This is a genomic window from Embleya sp. NPDC025285 (genome assembly GCF_055558835.1).
In genome coordinates, this window is the sequence record NZ_JBVHLU010000163.1 from 1 (window position 1) to 15825 (window position 15825).

The following is a 15825-nucleotide window of genomic DNA, read 5'->3' on the forward strand; positions in this document are numbered from 1 at the left end:
GCGCTCCCGCTCCACCGGGGTCATCCCCAAGCTCCCCATACAACGGGTATGCCCTCATTTGACACACCGTCAATCGGACTCGGAAACCTCAGTAGCTCAGAGCGCGGTAGAGCGTAACGGCTTCCTCAGCGTTCCTGGGTCAGCTCCGGAGCAGTGAGGTGTGGATGCGGGCGATGGCCCGCAGTACCTCCTCGCGGTTCCTGGCCTGCTGCATCCATGCAGGCAGGCGGGCCACTACGGTCATATTCCGGCCGTGATCGCGCCAGGGAATCCCCTCGCGCAGCGACGCCTGCACGAATCGTTTGATCAGGTCCAGGTGTTCCAGGTCGTAGGCCCATATCCACCCGTGCCGGGTTTCGGTCTGCAGCCACAGGCGGACGCCGAAATAGGGGTCGGTCGCCGGTTCGTTCGGGTCCCGGTGCAAGGCCACGGATCCGCGGCCCCGCTTCATCGCAGTCCCGCAGTTCCGGCAGACCAGACGTCTTGGCGAAAAGAGGTCCGGATCGAGTACTCCGACCAGCTCCGGTCCCGGTACGACGTGCGCGGCCTTGTCGCAGTTGGGGCAGCGCACGAGAACGGACGTGAGGAAGTCGTACTTCGTGCTCCGTGGATCCCGAAACCGATGGTGTGCGGAGATCGGACTCATGGGACCAGTATGCGAGTTGAGCAACGAAGGCCCCTACAGGTTAAAAGACAAGCTGAGGTGACCACGGCTCGTCGGGGCGACCGTCGGGGAAGACCGAGTCCTGGGGCACGCCCGACCGTCGACTCGCGATCTCCTCCACCTTCTTGGGCACGCCACAACAAAGGCGGCTCAATACGAGGCCGTGCAATCGCCGGCCCGCGAGGTGTTCCGCGGCCGCAGCCGAGCCCAACCGCGGAGCGAGCGTGCGATCGTCGAGCCGTTGCCCGTGTGCCTGTTGGGCCGGGAACACGGTGACGGGGTGCTTTGGGCCGGCGTTGTCGGTGGCTCCGTGGTGTCGGGTGGATGTACGGGTGGGTCCCGAGGCGGAAACAGTTCGTGGCCGGCTCGGGTCGACGGGATGCGCGGGGGCGCCGGCGGGTCGGTAAGGGCGTTTTGTACGGCGGATGTCGCGGCGCTTCGGGCGAGTCGGGCCCGGTCGACGGGCGGGCGTGATTCGGCCGGAACGCGTCCTGTCGTGGGCCCGGTCGGGAGAGGACGCTTGGTGCCGGCGGGCGCTCCGCCCGCTCCGCCGCGTTCCCTCGCGTTCCCTGTTCGCCTGTTCCCCGATCGCACGTCGACCACGACGTCATTCGGCAATGGGGGCGCGCGGCGGTGAGCGGCGGCGCGCCCGTGTCCCGGTCGGGCGCGTGCGTGTCGTCACGATCCGAAGGAGAGGGACGCGCATGTCGGTGAAACGTTGGTTCGCACAGCTCACGGCCGTGTTGCTCGTGGTGGCGGGCGGCACGGCCGGCACCACCGTCGTCGCCGCGGCGGCACCCGCGGCCGCGCTGGCGGGCCCCACGCTGGTGTACCAGGAGAACGACGTGGTGCACGTGATCGCCTCGCCGGGCGCGGTGAACGACATCCGCACCTCCGGGGAACCGGACGAGTTCCTGGTGGTGGAGGAACTGGCCACCTCGATGGTGGTCGGCGACGGCTGCACGAAGTACACCGACCACAAGGTGAGATGCCACATGGAGACCGACTGGACGAGCCTGGAGATCGATGCCGGCGACAAGAACGACTCACTGGACATCCAGTTTGGACCTGGTCCACGGACGTGTGCAAGGCGAACGGCGCCGCGGGTGACGACACGATCCGGGTGTCCGGCTGCACGGCCCTCGGAGACGCCGGAAACGACACCATTCGTGTCATGGAGAGTGCGAACGTGCAGGCCGGGCTGGGGAACGACCGGATCATCATCAGCTATACCCCAACCGGCACCGCGCGCGACATCTCGGGCGGCCCCGGCAAGGACGTGGTCAACTTCGCCGCCGCGACCGGTCCGGTGTCGGTCACACTGGACGACGTACGCAACGACGGGCAGGAGGGATACCAGAGCATCGACATCCGCTCCGACGTCGAGGACCTGGAAGGCGGTCCCTACGGCGACGCCTTCGTCGGTTCCGCCATCGCCAACAACCTGGACGGCGGCGCGGGCAATGACTTGATCCTGGGCGGCGAGGGCAACGACACCCTGATCGGCGGATCGGGCAACGAGGAACTCCACGGCGATGGCGGCCTGGACACGCTCAACGGCGGATTGGGCATCGATCGATGCGACGTCGGCGCCGGCGGCGGAACCCGCGTCGACTGCGAACTCCCCTGAGCCCACGCACACCCGCCGGGCGGCCGGAACCACGTACCCCTCCGCCCGGCACATCCGCACGCCGCGCGCGCCGCCCACCCGGCGCTTGGGCACCACGTCCGGACGATCCTCGACGACCGCCCCGGGAGTGGATCGACGCTGGCGGCTGCCCCTGGGACGGTGGGGTCCGCGTCGCGACGAAGGACACGGCCCGAGGGGCCGTGACACCGGATCGCCCGGGATCGGTGGCGGTCCCTACGGTCGGGCGCGCTGGGTCACGAGCCGTACCTCGACGAGAAACGGGCCCTCGCGTCGGTGACTGTCGAGCAGGGCGCGGCGCAGCTCCTCGCCGTTGGTGACGGACCGGGCTTCGACGCCCATGGACCGGGCGAGGGTGACGAAGTCGATGCCGGGGTGGTCGAGGTCCAGGGCCAGGTAGTCGTGGTCGCCGGGGGTGTGGATCTGCCAATTGTCTTTCAGGACGTGGTATTCGCGGTTGTTGACGACCACGTAGGTGATCGGCAGCCGGTGTCGGGCGGCGGTCCACAGTGCCTGCGGCGAGTACAGGGCGGACCCGTCGCCCACGACGCACAACACCCGCTTTCCCTTACGTGCCGGCGCCATCGCCGCGCCGACGGCCGCCGGCATGGCCCAGCCCAGGCCGCCGGCGACCCACTGGTAGCGGTTGGGTCGGCGCAGGCGCAGCGCCTGGCGCAGGTCGTCGGTCGTCACGGGGGCCTCGTCCAGGACCACGGCGTCGTCGGGCAGCGTGGCGGCCAGGGTGTGGGCGACGGAGCGCGCGTCGAGCGGCCCGTCGGAGCCGGCCTGCTCGGCCGCCGCCTCCGGACCGGCGGGCGCCGGCTCGTCGGCGGAGCACGGGCGGTCGGTCAGGGCGGTCGACAGGCGTGCGATCGTGGCGCGCAGGTCCCCGTGCAGAGCCAACTCCACGGGCGTGGTGCGACCGGCGTCGTCGGGTTCGGCGCTGATCTGGACGACCCGGGTGTCCGCGTCGGTCACGGGTCCCGGGGCGTAGGGGAAATAGGCGAGGAAGGCCCGCGCGCCGAGCACCAGGACCAGCGGGCGGTCCGACAGCGTCTCGTGGATGCCCGAGGCGGTGGGCGGCAGGTATCCGCGCCACAGGGCATGGGTGGTGGGAAAGGGATTGGCGGACGGCCAACTGGCCCCCCACACCGGCGCCCGCAGGGCTTCGGCGAGGGCGATGCCCTCGTCCGGGGCCGAGCGGGCGACTTCGTCGCCGTAGACGAGGGCGATCTCGTGCGCCGGTGTCCGGGCAAGGAGACCGGTCAGCTCTTCGACCGGGGCCGCGCCGCGGACGCCCGCGGGGGTGCGTTCGGGTACGCAGGGGCCGCGCTCGTCCAAGAGGTTCATCGGCAGGGACAGGAACACCGGGCCGGTCGGGGGGCTCAGCGCGAGGCGGAACGCGCGGCGCAGCGACGGCCCCACCTCCGCGCGAGTACGGACCTCGTGCGCCCATTTGACGGTGGGCTCGGCCAGTCCGGCGAGGTCCCCGGCCAGGACGGGCCCGCTCAACAGGTGGCGCTGGTCCTGCTGCCCGGCGGTGACGACCATGGGTACATGGGCCGCCGCCGCGTTGGTCAGGGCGCCGATGCCGTTGCCGAGTCCGGCTGCGGCGTGGAGGCTGACGAATGCCGGGCGTCCGCTCAGGCGGGCCAGGCCGTCGGCCATCGCGACCACCGTCGCCTCCTGCAGGCCGAGCACGTACTCGATGTCGTCGCGCCGGGCCAGGGCCCGGACGAACGGGATCTCGGTGGTGCCCGGATTACCGAAGACGTGGGTCACTCCCTCGTCCACGAGAATCCGGCAAACGAGTTCGGCACCGGTCGGGTCGACGAAACGGTCCTGTGGCATGGGGCTCCTCCGAAGGCGTGCGGGTGCGGATGTATCCGTGTGTCGGCGGACTCGTTCCGCGTCCTACCGGCGGGACGAGCGGGTCGTCGGCGACCCGCTCGGGGAGTCGAGTTGGCGGCCGATCCGGGTGACGGCTTCGGCGAAGCGGGCGGACTCGGCCAGGCTCGTCAACCGGAGGTGGTCCCCCTTCGGGTGGTGCAGGCCGCTGCCGGGGGCGACCAACACCCCTTGCGTGCAAAGGAGTTCGTGGACGAACGGCTCGTCTCGGCGGCCCGGCGGCAGGCGGGGGAAGAGGTAGAACGCGCCTCGCGGTCGGACGCAGCCAACATCGGGCAGCCCGCGTAGCGCCCGCCACGCACTCCGGTGTCGTTCGCGCAGCACACCGCCGGGCCCGGTCAGCTCCATCTCGGTCCGCTCGATGTCGCGCAGCGCGGGCACGATCGCGTGTTGCGCGGGCACGTTGGGGCACAGGCGCAGCGACGCGATCAGGTGGAGTGCGCGCGCGTATTCGGCGGTGTGTCGGCGTGGGCCGGTGAGCAGCATCCAGCCGACGCGGAATCCGGGCACCCGGTGAGTCTTGGACAGGCCGCCGAAGGTGAGGCAGGCCAGGTCGGGCGCGAGGCCGGCAAGGATGGTGTGCGAAGCGTCGTAGAGGATGTGGGCGTAGATCTCGTCGGACAGCAGCGTCAGGTCGTGTGCGCGGGCGTGTTGGACCATGGCTCGGAGTACGGGGGCGGGCCACACCGCGCCGGTGGGGTTGTGAGGCGAGTTGACGACGAGCGCCACCGTCCGCGGGCCGGTCCGGGCGCGCAGGTCGGCGAGATCGGGGATCCAGTCGGCCTCTTCGTCGCAGCGGTAGTGCACCGGTGTTCCGCCGGCCAGGGTCACGGCCGCGGCCCACAGCGGGTATCCCGGGGCCGGCAGCAGGACTTGGTCGCCGGGGTCGAGCAGGGCGTGCAGGGCGACCTGGACGAGTTCCGAGACGCCGTTGCCCAGGGTGACGTCGTCGGGGTCGATGGCGTCGATTCCGCGGTCCTGGTAGTAGGCGGTGACCGCGTCTCGGGCCTGCGGTATGCCCTGGGAGTGGGCGTATCCGCACGAGGCGTCGAGGTCGCGCCGCACGGCGTCGAGCACGGCCGCCGGCGCGGCGACGCCGTGTTCCGCCGGGTCGCCCAGGTGGAGGCGGATGATGTCGCGCCCCTGCCCTTCGAGTTCGTCGGCGAGAGCGGCCAGCGGACCGCGGATGTCGTAGGAGATGGTGGAGATACGGGCGGCGGTCTTCAGAGCCATGGTGGGATTCCTGGGGATGTGCGCGGGCCCGGTGGCGTCCACCGCCGACGGGCCCGCGCGTCGACGCCGTGTCGGCGCCGCGCGAGAGGGCCGGTCAGTGTCGGGCGGCACCGGCGGTGAGCAGGGCGTACCGACCCGCGGTGGAGATCAGTGGGCGCACCGCGTCGATCGCCGAGCGCACCGCTCCCTCCTGGCTGTCGGCGGTCGCGAGGTGGCTGCCCGCGAAGTACACGCCGTGGCGGCCCTGATGGGCCGCGAGCGCGTGGGTCGCCAACGCTCCGGCGACGGTGGGGCGAAGTTGTCGGTATTCGGCGCGGGCGAGGACGTCCTGCGGCTCGTCGCGGTGGGTGACCCAGCTCTTGAAGACGTCGGTGCCCAGGATCGGGCCCAGCCATACCGTGCTCTCGGCCCACGGGTCGTCCACGGTGACGCAGGTGGTGGACCAGTGCGCCGGGTCGGGGGGCATGTGGACGGGGTCGCGATGCAGGACCACGGTCGTGGGGACGTACTCGTACGACGCCAAATGGGTTGCCGGGGCCCGGAGATCGGGGCAGCGCCGGAGCAGATCGTGGGCTTGCGGGGCCGGTGTCGCCACGACGATCGCGTCGTAGTCGGTGGTTCCGGTGGCGTCGTGCAGGTACGGACGGCCGTCCCGGATCTCGATCGAGTGCGCGGGTGTGCCGACGCGGACGGCGGTGTGGAGCGAGCGGCGATCCGGGTGGCGACCTCTCCCAGTCCGGTGGCGAGCAGATGCCACACGGGTGCGGCGTCGGGGTGTTCGGGGGAGGCTCCGGTGGTCCAGACGGCGAGCGCCCGGGCGGGGATCTCGGCGGCCTGGTCGAGCGTGCAGCCGACGAGAGAGGCGCACCAGGCCAGAAAGGTGCCCCGTACCTCGTCGGGCGGCAGCGCGGCGGCCAGTTCGGCGACCGTGGTGGTGGCGGGGCCGTTCTCGGCGTCGAGGCGGGCCACGTCGGCGAGCAGGGTCGCGAACGTCGCCGCGGCCGGGCCGCTCACCGGTGTACGGCCGGCGGCCTCGTCCGCCGGGGAGTCGGCGGTGACTAACGTCGGCGTCGCGCGTCCCGCCCGCGCGAACGTGGCGGTCATCGGGACGTTCAGGGTGTGGTCGGCCGCCAGCCCCAGGGACCGGCGCAGGGCGGTGTGACAGGGGTATGCGGTGGGGGACAGCAGTTGGGCGCCGAGGTCGACGGGCAGGGCACCGTCACCGACGCCCTTGACGGGGATCGTGTGGATGTTGCCGCCGACCCGGTCGGCGGCCTCGTGGACGGTGACGCGATGTTCCTCGTCGAGCAGCCAGGCGGCGGTCAACCCGGCGATGCCCGCGCCGATGACGGCGATGCGCATGTTCTTCTCCCTGCGTCGGATGCGGTCAGTGCGCGTGCGGTCGATCCGGGTGCTCGGGCGGTCGCAGGAAGCCGGACGAGACGAAGTAGCGCAGGTACATGTCCAGCAGGTCGGCGTCGACCGGAGGGCAGGTCAATCCCGAGTCGGCCAAGGCCTCGTCGAGATTGGCGCGGCCGAAGTCCGGGAAGGTGCCGGCGAAGTACATCTCCTTCACCGAGATGTCCGCGTCGTGCGCGGACTCCAGGAACATCGGCATGAACGGCGCCATCGGCTGGTCGGGATCGCGCGCGGTCAGGGCCGCCATGTACGAGACCCATTCGTCGTAGGAGACGGTGCGAATGGGGTAGCCCATCGCCCGCAGCCGCTCCACCAACGCGCCAAGGCGCGCGTCGTGCGGGTTGGCGATGTTGTAGGCGTGTCCCCACGCGGCCTGTCGGGCCAGGATGTGCACGATGGCGCGTGCGGTGTAGTCGACGGGTACGAAGTCCAGCGGCAGCGGGATGTCGGGGGCCAGGCCCGTCTCGGCGATACTGCGGAACAGCGCGCACATCATCGTGTCGGTGTTCCAGATGCCTTCGTCGGTGGTTCCGGTGATCTCGTAGGGGCGGTACACGGCCGTCGCGAGGCCCTGTTGCGCGGCCTGGGCCACCAGCCGCTCGGCGACCCACTTGCTCTCGGGGTAGCCCAGCGAGATCCGGTCGCCGAAGCGCAGCGGTTCGTCCTCTTCCACCCGGTCGACGCCGGAGACGCCGAAGCCGGCGATCACCGCGATGGTGGACACGTAGTGCAGGATCTTGGCGGTGCCGCGCGAGGCGAGATCCAGCACGGTACGGGTGCCGCCTACGTTGCTCTCGCGCAGTGCCGCGTAGGGGTAGGCGAAGTTCACCTGCGAACCGGCGTGCAGGATGGTGTCGACCGACGCGCTCAGCGCGTCGAACGCGGCTTCGTCGAGGCCGAACCGCGGGCGCTTCAGGTCGCCGAGCACGATGGTGACGCGTTCGTCCAGGCGGCTTGGGTCGAGTCCGTAGCGACGCATGCGCGCGGCCAGTCGGCGCCGGCCCCGGTCTTCGGTCGGCGCCCGGACCAGGCACACGACCTTCTCGGCGACTCCGTCGTCGAGCAGGGCGTCGAGCAGGTAGGTGCCCAGGAACCCGGTGGCGCCGGTGAGGAAGACCAGTCGGCCGGTGGCGGGGGGTTCCTGCGCGGAGGGAAAACGCCGATCGGGGTCCAACCGCGCCTCCGCCTCGAAGTCCACCGCGTCCTCGGCGGTGTCCTGCCCCGGGTCCTCGATCAGTGACGCGACACGTGCGGCGAACGCGCCCAGCGTCGGGTTGTCGAGCAGGACGCGGATCAGGAACCGGCTGTGCCCGGGATCGAGGTCGAAACGGGCACGACAGGCCGCCGCGACGCGAGTCGCCTGGAGCGAGTTCCCGCCCAGGGCGAAGAAGTCCGTGTCGCGGCCGATGGTCTCGACCCCGACGACCTCCGACCACACCTCGGCCGTCGCCTTCTCCACGGGTGTGCGCGGATCCGGACCCTCGGCACGGTCGGCCTCGGCCTGCTCCTGCGCCTCGCACAGCAGCCGCCGCCGGTCGAGCTTGCCCGAGTCGGCCAGCGGCAACGAGGAGCGCACCAGGATCGGCCGCGGCACCATGTACTCGGGCAGCCGGTCACGCAGGTAGTCGCGCAATTCCCCGGGCAGTTCGTCGGCGTCGGCTCCCTCGACCGCGGTCACCCAGGCGATCAGCGATTCCCGGTCGCCCTCGTGCGAGGCGACCACCGCCGCCTCGCGCACGTCGTCGTGCTGGGTCAGGTGCGCCTCGATCTCGTCGAGTTCGATCCGGTAGCCGCGGACCTTGACCTGCCGGTCGCGCCGTCCGAGGAATTCCAGGACCCCGTCCTCGCGCCACCGGGCCAGGTCCCCGGTGCGGTACAGCCGCCCGGAGGCGTCCGGGGTGAAGGGATCCTTCACGAAGTGGTCCTCGGTCGCTTTCGGCCTGCCGAGGTATTCCAGCGCCACGCCGTCGCCGCCGACCCACAGTTCGCCGCTCTCGCCCGCGTCGGCGAGTTCGCCGTCGGACGTGAGCACGTACGCGGTGGAGTTGGCCACCGGCGTGCCGATCGGCACCGTCCGGGCGTCCGGGGCGAGTTCGGTGATCACGTGCACGGTGGACAGCGACGCGTTCTCGGTGGGGCCGTAGCCGTTGAGCAGCGCCCCGGGAGGGCCCTCGGCCAGGACACGGCGCACCGCTTCCGGCGAGAGCGCGTCGCCGCCCGCGATCAGCATGCGCAGACCGGCGAACATCGCCGGACGCACCATGGCCATCTGATGGAACAGGCCCGCGCTCAGCCACATGACCGTCACGTGCTCCGCGCGCAACACCTCCGCCAGCGAGTCGGCATCCAGGAGCGCGTCGACTTCCGCCACGACCAGGCACGCCCCGTTGAGCAGGGCGGCGAACATCTCGAAGCAGGAGACGTCGAACGTCGGATTGGTGGTGGCCAACAGCACGTCGCGCGACGACAGGCGCAGGCGCGGGTCGCCCTCGCGCGCCAGTCGGACCTGTCCCCGGTGCGAGACGACCACGCCCTTGGGCGCGCCGGTGGAGCCGGAGGTGTAGATGACATAGGCGGGGTCGTCGGGCCCGACCCGGACCGAGCGTGCGGCGCCGGTGGACTCCGGCAGGTCGTGCACGTCCACCACGGCCGGGCCATCGACCAGGTCGTCCAGCGACGCGCGGTGGCTCTCGTCGCTGATCGCGAGCCGCACCTCCGCGTCGGCGAGGGTCTGGGTCAAGCGGCGTTCGGGGTAGTCCGGGTCCAGGGGCAGATAGGCCGCGCCGGCGCTCAGCACGCCCAGGACCGCGGTGACGCACTCGATCGACCGCGGCAACAGCACCGCCACCACGTCGCCCTGCCGTACGCCCTCGGCGACCAGTCGGTCGGACAACCGCTCCACGTCCGCGTGCAGTTCGCGATAGGTCAGGCGACGATCGCCGCGCACGATCGCGGGTGCGTCCGGGGTGCGCTCCGCCTGGCGGGCGAACAGTTCGTGCACGGTCGCCTCGCGCGGATAGTCGGTGTGCACATTGTTGATCTCGCGCACCACGGCCACATGGCGCGCGCGCGAAGTGTCGTCCCGATCGGGGGCTGACATGGGGGATTCCCGTCTCTTGGTGGAGGGTCGCTGAAACGTCTTCACCGTTTTCCAGATCCGATGCATTTTCGGCGAATATTGTCCGAAAATTCTTGGGACCAGCCCTCGGGAACAACTCTGGCGGTTCTCCAGCCACTCCCTTCACTCGCGTGCTCCATTTCATGGCTTCGATCATCGGAATCAAGCCGGCGCGACGCTTCGAGAAATATGTGATCAGATATCGATCTGATCACTGACCTGCGGTTATAGGTGCAATCGTGGCGCGCGGAACACATCGAATCCGTGGCAGGCGGCTTCGCGTCGAAACAAAAGTGGAACGCGTCCTGTCGGCGTCGCATTTCTTGCAATCGAATGTCCGGCGTTCGATTGGTATCGTTGCGGCCGGGTAGCCGCCCCGGCGAAGGAGATCGCCATATTCGGACCGATCCGGGAGCCGATCCACGGATAGGCCTCGGCGACTCCTTTCGTTTTCAAGATTTCCGAAAAGGATCATCGCCGGGCGCTGGCCCCGAAAGGACCATGATGAATGTCGAACAGTTGATCGAAACCATGCGACCCGATGTCGAACGCTGCATCGAGGGCAACGAGACCGTCGCACGCGTACGCGCCGGAGACGTGGACCGGGAACTGCTCCGGCGCCTGGTGATCGCGGAGTTCAACTGCCAGGAGGCCGAACTGGTCACCTACGGACTCCTGGTCGCACGCCACCACGACGACGCGCCTTTGAACCTCTTCGCCCTCGTCGTGCAGACCCTGGCGCAGGCACGCCTGTTGCTGGCCGAGGCGGCTCGGTCGGTCGACCTGCGGCCCGAGGAATTCTCCGTCGCCACCAGCGGACGCCTGGCCCGCGCCGTCGGCAGTCTGATCGCGCCGGGCATGCTCGGCAAGCCCGGCGGGGTGGCGCTGTACGTGCACAGCGACCTCGCCGTCTGGTGTCCGCTCTACGGTCAAATCGCATCTGCGGCCCGCAAGTTGGGCAACATACCGGTACCGCTCATCGAGTACATGGAGTGGTGGGGAAGCGAACCGTCCCCGGAGTTCGTCGACAAGTCCGCCGAGACGATCGCCTACGGGCTGGAGCACGGCGAGGACCCCGAGGACATCCTCGAGGCCGCCCGCCAACTCGACTCGATCGTCGCCGACTACTGGGGTTTTGTGCACGACAAGTGACCCCGGACGACACCGCCCGGGGCACGATCGCGGCGCGGCGTGCGATCGCAGAGCATTCGGCGGCCGGAAGACGGTGGCCGAGGGCGACGCCACGGGCGCCTTCCGTCGGGTCCGGGGTACCGCTGCCCCGGATCCGGCGCCGGGGTCGGGTCCGGTCAGGCCGTCGAGCGGGCGGGCGCGGTGAGTCGTTCGGGGTCGAGGCCCGTCGCGGTCACCGTCCCGTGCGCGTCGACCAAGCCGAACGCCGGATACCCCGTGATCGCGAAGGCGGTACCCAGCGGGCGTTCGGATGACGCCTCGACCACGACGCGAGCGATGTCGCGAAGGGCCGCCACCTGTGCGCGGGTCGCCGCGGCGTCGCCGTGCAGCACGGCGAGCACGTTGCGACCGCTCTCGCGCTGCTGTGTCGGTTCTACGACCCCGAACGCGGCACGATCCGGTGGGACGGTGTCGACATCCGCACGATGAGCGTGGTCGAACTGCGCCGCCGCGTCGGCGCGACCTTCCAGGACTACATGGCGTACGACCTGACCGCCGCCGAGAACATCGGCGTCGGCGACATCGCCCACCGCGAGAACCGCGAACGGGTGCGCGAGAGCGCGCACCTCGCCGGCATCGACGCCGACCTCGCGCGCCTTCCCGACGGATACGACACCCAGCACAGCCGCGTCCACCGCGACGAGGACGACGCCAGGGGCGGCATCACGCTCTCGGGCGGGCAGTGGCAGCGGGTCGCGCTGGCCCGCTCGCTGATGCGCCGAGACAGCGACCTGCTCATCCTCGACGAACCGAGCGCCGGTCTGGACCCGGAGGCCGAACATCGGGTGCACCGCACGCTGCGCCGGCATCGACGGGGTCGAATGAGCCTGCTCGTGTCGCACCGCCTCGGCGCCCTGCGCGACGCCGACACGATCGCGGTGCTCGACAACGGCCGCATCGTCGAACTGGGCTGCCACGAAGAGCTGATGGCGTTGCCCGAGGGGCACTACGCCCGACTGTTCGCGGTCCAGGCCGCCGGGTACGCGGGCCCCGCGGGACCGACGATCGTCGAGGAGACGCGGTGACCGGGAGGGGACGCGAGACAACGAGCGCGCGGGCGGCGCCGGGCGGCATGGTGGTGTCGGCCGTTGTCGCGGCGGCGATTTCGGTGCTCGCCGGGGTACGCGCGTTGCGCTCGCGCCTGGCACTCGTCCGAGTGACCGGCACGAGCATGGCACCGAACTTCGCCGACGGCGACCGCGTCCTGGTCTACCGCACCGCGCCGGTGCGCCGGGGGGGACGTCGTCGTGTTCCGCAACCCGACCGCGGCCCTGGGCGCGGACCGGGATCCGCGCTGGCTGGTCAAGCGGGTCGCGGCAGTGCCCGGCGATCCGGTGCCGGCCGAGATGCGCAATGCCGTACGCGCCCCGAACGACGGTGTCGTGCCGGCGGGTTCGCTGGTGGTACGCGGGGACGCGTCACGTTCCCACGACTCACGCCACTTTCGGATACGTACCGGCGTCCACCATCCTGGGCGTGGTCGGCGCCGGCGCGCCCGCATCCCCCGGCCCGTGGGCGGTGGAGTAGTCGTTCGAGGAAACAGCCGGCGGCGGTCGCAGAGGTAGGACGCGCTCGGGCACGGGGGTCACACACGCCGTACGCGTCGACGAACTACGCCGCACCGGTCCCGGTCGGGCTCGCTGGAACACCACCCGGGTCACGAGCCGTCGGTGCGCCTGATGCAACGGAGCCCACGCGGCGGCGGCGCGCGTCGCCTTGGACGGCGTCCGCCCCGGGCCCGGCGTGCACGGCTACGGCGGCCCGTTCACCGCGCACTCCGACACCGAGGATGGGCCCCACGCGTCGGAACCGACCGGTGTCCAGGACGTGGAACCCACCGGGCGGTGCGGCGGTGCCGCGGCAAACGCCCGCATCAGCTCCGGCGAGCTCCGCACCTGGCTCGCCGATCAGCCGATCGACAGCTTCGGGCCTTCCCCGGAGCGGGTCAGGGACCAGGCGTGGGCAAACAGATCGGGCAGGGTGCGTTCGACGGTGGGCCGGGAGGTGATCACGTGGCCTCCCGGCGTGAGGTTGACCCCGAGAAGATGTGCCTTCCACGCCTCCATCAGCGGGATCGCCCCGGTCGCGGCCCCCACCCAGGCGCCGGGCAGGAAGAGGGTGCGTCCGGCACGGGTGCGCTTGTCCTGGACGACGAGGTCGGCGTCGGCCAATGCGGTCCGCGCCTTGCGGTGGCGAGCCGGACTCCACTGGTTCCAGCGCCGGATATGAGCGTCGGTGGGCGCCTCCAGCACGAGAAGTTGCAGGTACAGCGTGGCCGCGTCGGCATCCAGGCCCAGTTCCTTGGCGACCTGTGCGACCAGGTCCGGCGCGGACGCGCCGGGATTGGCCTCGTATCGGCCGGGGGGCAGGGCGTCGGAGGCGACCCGCTCCGCGATGGCGTCGAAGTAGCTGCCGCGTATGCGGTCGACCGCCACGACGCCGGTGACCCTGTTCGAGCCGAGCCGGCGCAGGACCTGCGAACGGGCGTCGTCACCGAGGTGGGCCGGTCGGAAGTAGGCCGTCGGCCTCGGAATCCAATTGGTGTACTTCTCCGCCGGGTTGAGGAAAGCCACGGTGAGCCCGTCGTCGACGGACGGACGCCGGAAGGGCTCGGGACCCTCGTAAGGCGTCTTCCCGAACAACTGCTCCAACCCGTTCATCGTGACCACGGATTCGTCGAAGTCCGCGCTCGCGAACAAAAGCACGCCGGGGTGTTCGAGCCGCTCCCGAAGAGCCGCGATCACCGCGGGGATGCCGGATCGGACCGGGTCGCCGGCCGGCAGCTCGGCGCACAACACCGGGACGAGGTTCGCGATGTCCTCGATCAGGCAGTGCATGTCGAGGGATTTCGACCGATCCGCGGGGCGTGCGCCGTTGTGACGGTCGCGCAGGGGAAGGTCCAGGTCGGTAGTCAGCATCGGTTCGTCGCCGGGGCTCGCGAACGCCGTGCACAGGGTGGCCGCCGCCGTCCTGCCACCCAGACCCCCCACGTGTACCAGGGTCTCATGCGGGATGGCGACGTTCTTTCCGTATGCCGCCTGCCACGCGGCGGCGATGCGGCTCGCGAGGTCGCGGGGGCCGGTGGGCTCCCAGAGTGCCTCGGGGTCGTCCGGCAGGACGTCGGCGAACAGCTCTAGTGTGATGCGCCAGAAATCCTGAGGGTTAGTTCTGCTCTGTTTTCTGGCCGGTGGTTCCGACTTTGGTGAGGTAGTCGGCGAGGGAGTTGAGGATCTCGTCGGCTGTCTTGGTCCAGGTGAAGGGCCGCGGGTTTTCGTTCCAGGTGTCGATCCATGCGGTGATGTCGTCCTCCAGGGCCTTCACGGACCTGTGGACGCCGCGGCGGATGAGTTTGTCGGTCAGCAGGCCGAACCACCGCTCCACCTGGTTCATCCAGGAGGAGCCGGTGGGGGTGAAGTGGACGTGGAATCGGGGGTGTTTGCCGAGCCACGTCCGGATCTCGGCGGTGTTGTGGGTGGCGTAGTTGTCACAGACGAGGTGGACGTCGAGCCCGGTGGGCACCGCCTTGTCGATCCGGATCAGGAACTTCTTGAACTCGATCGCCCGGTGGCGGCGGTGCAGTGCCGATATGACGGTGCCGTCGGCGATGTTGAAGGCGGCGAACAGGCTGGTGATGCCGTGCCTCATATAGTCGTGGGTTCGGCGTTCGGGCATGCCCGGCATCATCGGCAGCACCGGCTGGGACCGGTCCAGCGCCTGGATCTGGCTCTTCTCGTCGACGCAGAGCACGACCGCCTTCTCGGGCGGGTGGTGGTAGAGGCCGACGACGTCGACGACCTTGGCGACGAACTGCGGATCGGTGGACAGCTTGAAGGAGTCCTGCAGGTGGGGCTTGAGGTCGAACCGCTTCCAGATCCGCCCGATCGTCGACTTCGACAAGCCGCTGCGCTGGGCCATCGAGGCCCGTGACCAGTGCGTGTCCCGGCCCGGGAGTGACTCCAGGGTGGCCACGACGACCTCCTCGACCTGGTCGAGGAGGATCGAAGGCGGCCGGCCCGAGCGCGGCTCGTCCTGCAGACCATCGAGGCGTTTTGCGATGAACCGGGCCCGCCAGCGGTCCACGGTCGACCTGTCGATGCCGAGGTCGGCCGCGGCCTGCTGATTCGTCCCGCCCACCGCACAGCGCAGCACGATCTTGGCCCGTAACGCGAGGAACTGGGCGGTCTTGGCCTGCCGCGCCCACTGCTGCAGTTGCCTGCGCTCGGCATCGTCGAGGATCAGGTCGGCCTTCGGCCGGCCGATCCAGCCGGCGTCCTCAAGCCCGGCCATCCGCTCTGCGGCGAAAGCCCGACGCCACTTGCCGACCGTCTTCGCCTGGACACCGACGAGCCGCGCGACACCCGCGTTCGACATGCCGTCAGCACACGCCAGGATGATGCGAGCCTTCTCGGCCGAGCGCCGGTGCGGCAATTCCGTCCGGCGCACCAACTCGACACGCTCGGCCTCGGACAACGTGATCGCCACAGCAGAAGGCCCCGAATGCGACATGACAACAGGGTACTTACTAACCCTCAGGATTTCTGGCGCATCACACTAGTAGTACTTCGTTAGCTCTGTTGATCTCACTGGCCGGTTTCCGGCATGCTGGTGGGTGTGAACCTGGGGGAGATCGAGGAACTGCGGTCC

General features: G+C 70.2%; 13 protein-coding genes and 1 pseudogene. 4 read left to right on the plus strand and 10 right to left on the minus strand.

The genetic code is table 11. The features are described 5' to 3' along the window. Positions 1-139: 139 nt before the first annotated feature. Together ACZ4FV_RS49080 and ACZ4FV_RS49085 are read right to left on the minus strand one after the other, a co-directional pair. Positions 140-430 carry a hypothetical protein gene (locus tag ACZ4FV_RS49080; protein ID WP_465327779.1) on the minus strand — a complete coding sequence of 97 codons (291 nt, stop codon included), beginning with the start codon at positions 428-430 and terminating at the stop codon, positions 140-142. Positions 431-1271: 841 nt separating this feature from the next. Further along, positions 1272-1661: a hypothetical protein gene (locus ACZ4FV_RS49085; protein WP_465327781.1), complete on the minus strand. Its 390-nt coding sequence runs from the start codon at positions 1659-1661 to the stop codon at positions 1272-1274. Between the two features lie 177 nt (positions 1662-1838). Between ACZ4FV_RS49085 and ACZ4FV_RS49090 the strand changes: the two genes are divergently transcribed. Then, on the plus strand, positions 1839-2294 hold the full coding sequence (locus ACZ4FV_RS49090) for a calcium-binding protein (protein ID WP_465327782.1): 456 nt from the start codon (positions 1839-1841) through the stop codon (positions 2292-2294). Positions 2295-2528: 234 nt separating this feature from the next. On the opposite strand, the gene ACZ4FV_RS49095 is transcribed toward ACZ4FV_RS49090, so the two are convergent. The 5 genes and pseudogenes from ACZ4FV_RS49095 to ACZ4FV_RS49115 form a co-directional block, all read right to left on the minus strand. Continuing rightward, positions 2529-4163, minus strand: a complete 1635-nt coding sequence (locus ACZ4FV_RS49095; protein ID WP_465327784.1) for a thiamine pyrophosphate-dependent enzyme — start codon at positions 4161-4163, stop codon at positions 2529-2531. A gap of 63 nt (positions 4164-4226) precedes the next feature. Then, complete coding sequence (locus tag ACZ4FV_RS49100; protein ID WP_465327786.1) at positions 4227-5453, minus strand: aminotransferase class I/II-fold pyridoxal phosphate-dependent enzyme; 1227 nt, start codon at positions 5451-5453, stop codon at positions 4227-4229. Positions 5454-5547: 94 nt separating this feature from the next. Beyond that, entirely contained in the window at positions 5548-6210 is a 663-nt protein-coding gene (locus ACZ4FV_RS49105) for an NAD(P)/FAD-dependent oxidoreductase (protein ID WP_465327800.1), read from the minus strand. 281 nt (positions 6211-6491) lie between these two features. After that, positions 6492-6815: pseudogene (locus ACZ4FV_RS49110) on the minus strand (FAD-dependent oxidoreductase); the annotation flags it as partial. 25 nt (positions 6816-6840) lie between these two features. Further along, positions 6841-9972, minus strand: coding sequence for an amino acid adenylation domain-containing protein (locus ACZ4FV_RS49115; protein WP_465327788.1), 3132 nt, complete (start codon positions 9970-9972; stop codon positions 6841-6843). A 522-nt stretch (positions 9973-10494) separates the two neighbouring features. Here ACZ4FV_RS49115 and ACZ4FV_RS49120 point away from each other — a divergent pair. Next, complete coding sequence (locus tag ACZ4FV_RS49120) at positions 10495-11142, plus strand: hypothetical protein (RefSeq protein ID WP_465327790.1); 648 nt, start codon at positions 10495-10497, stop codon at positions 11140-11142. 155 nt (positions 11143-11297) lie between these two features. On the opposite strand, the gene ACZ4FV_RS49125 is transcribed toward ACZ4FV_RS49120, so the two are convergent. Continuing rightward, positions 11298-11513: a hypothetical protein gene (locus tag ACZ4FV_RS49125; RefSeq protein ID WP_465327792.1), complete on the minus strand. Its 216-nt coding sequence runs from the start codon at positions 11511-11513 to the stop codon at positions 11298-11300. On the opposite strand from ACZ4FV_RS49125, the gene ACZ4FV_RS49130 reads away from it, so the two are divergent. Together ACZ4FV_RS49130 and ACZ4FV_RS49135 are read left to right on the plus strand one after the other, a co-directional pair. Beyond that, the gene (locus ACZ4FV_RS49130) at positions 11505-12206 is read left to right on the plus strand and encodes an ATP-binding cassette domain-containing protein (RefSeq protein ID WP_465327794.1); all 702 of its coding nucleotides are present in this window, start codon (positions 11505-11507) and stop codon (positions 12204-12206) included. The two genes, ACZ4FV_RS49125 and ACZ4FV_RS49130, sit on opposite strands and share 9 nt — an antisense overlap. A 222-nt stretch (positions 12207-12428) precedes the next feature. Continuing rightward, positions 12429-12746 (plus strand): hypothetical protein, encoded by a 318-nt coding sequence (locus ACZ4FV_RS49135; RefSeq protein WP_465327795.1) that lies wholly within the window; start codon positions 12429-12431, stop codon positions 12744-12746. A 342-nt stretch (positions 12747-13088) separates the two neighbouring features. Here ACZ4FV_RS49135 and ACZ4FV_RS49140 read toward each other — a convergent pair whose 3' ends face one another. Both ACZ4FV_RS49140 and ACZ4FV_RS49145 read right to left on the minus strand, forming a co-directional pair. Next, complete coding sequence (locus tag ACZ4FV_RS49140; RefSeq protein WP_465327797.1) at positions 13089-14171, minus strand: hypothetical protein; 1083 nt, start codon at positions 14169-14171, stop codon at positions 13089-13091. Between the two features lie 172 nt (positions 14172-14343). Continuing rightward, positions 14344-15687, minus strand: a complete 1344-nt coding sequence (locus ACZ4FV_RS49145) for an IS630 family transposase (RefSeq protein WP_465327799.1) — start codon at positions 15685-15687, stop codon at positions 14344-14346. Positions 15688-15825: the final 138 nt, after the last annotated feature.

Coding starts and splice junctions, on each gene's coding strand:
- ACZ4FV_RS49090 (WP_465327782.1), top strand. CDS start 1,839: ATGGAGAGTGCGAACGTGCAGGCCGGGCTGGGGAACGACCGGATCATC.
- ACZ4FV_RS49115 (WP_465327788.1), bottom strand. CDS start 9,972: ATGTCAGCCCCCGATCGGGACGACACTTCGCGCGCGCGCCATGTGGCC.
- ACZ4FV_RS49085 (WP_465327781.1), bottom strand. CDS start 1,661: ATGTGGCATCTCACCTTGTGGTCGGTGTACTTCGTGCAGCCGTCGCCG.
- ACZ4FV_RS49145 (WP_465327799.1), bottom strand. CDS start 15,687: ATGTCGCATTCGGGGCCTTCTGCTGTGGCGATCACGTTGTCCGAGGCC.
- ACZ4FV_RS49120 (WP_465327790.1), top strand. CDS start 10,495: ATGAATGTCGAACAGTTGATCGAAACCATGCGACCCGATGTCGAACGC.
- ACZ4FV_RS49100 (WP_465327786.1), bottom strand. CDS start 5,453: ATGGCTCTGAAGACCGCCGCCCGTATCTCCACCATCTCCTACGACATC.
- ACZ4FV_RS49095 (WP_465327784.1), bottom strand. CDS start 4,163: ATGCCACAGGACCGTTTCGTCGACCCGACCGGTGCCGAACTCGTTTGC.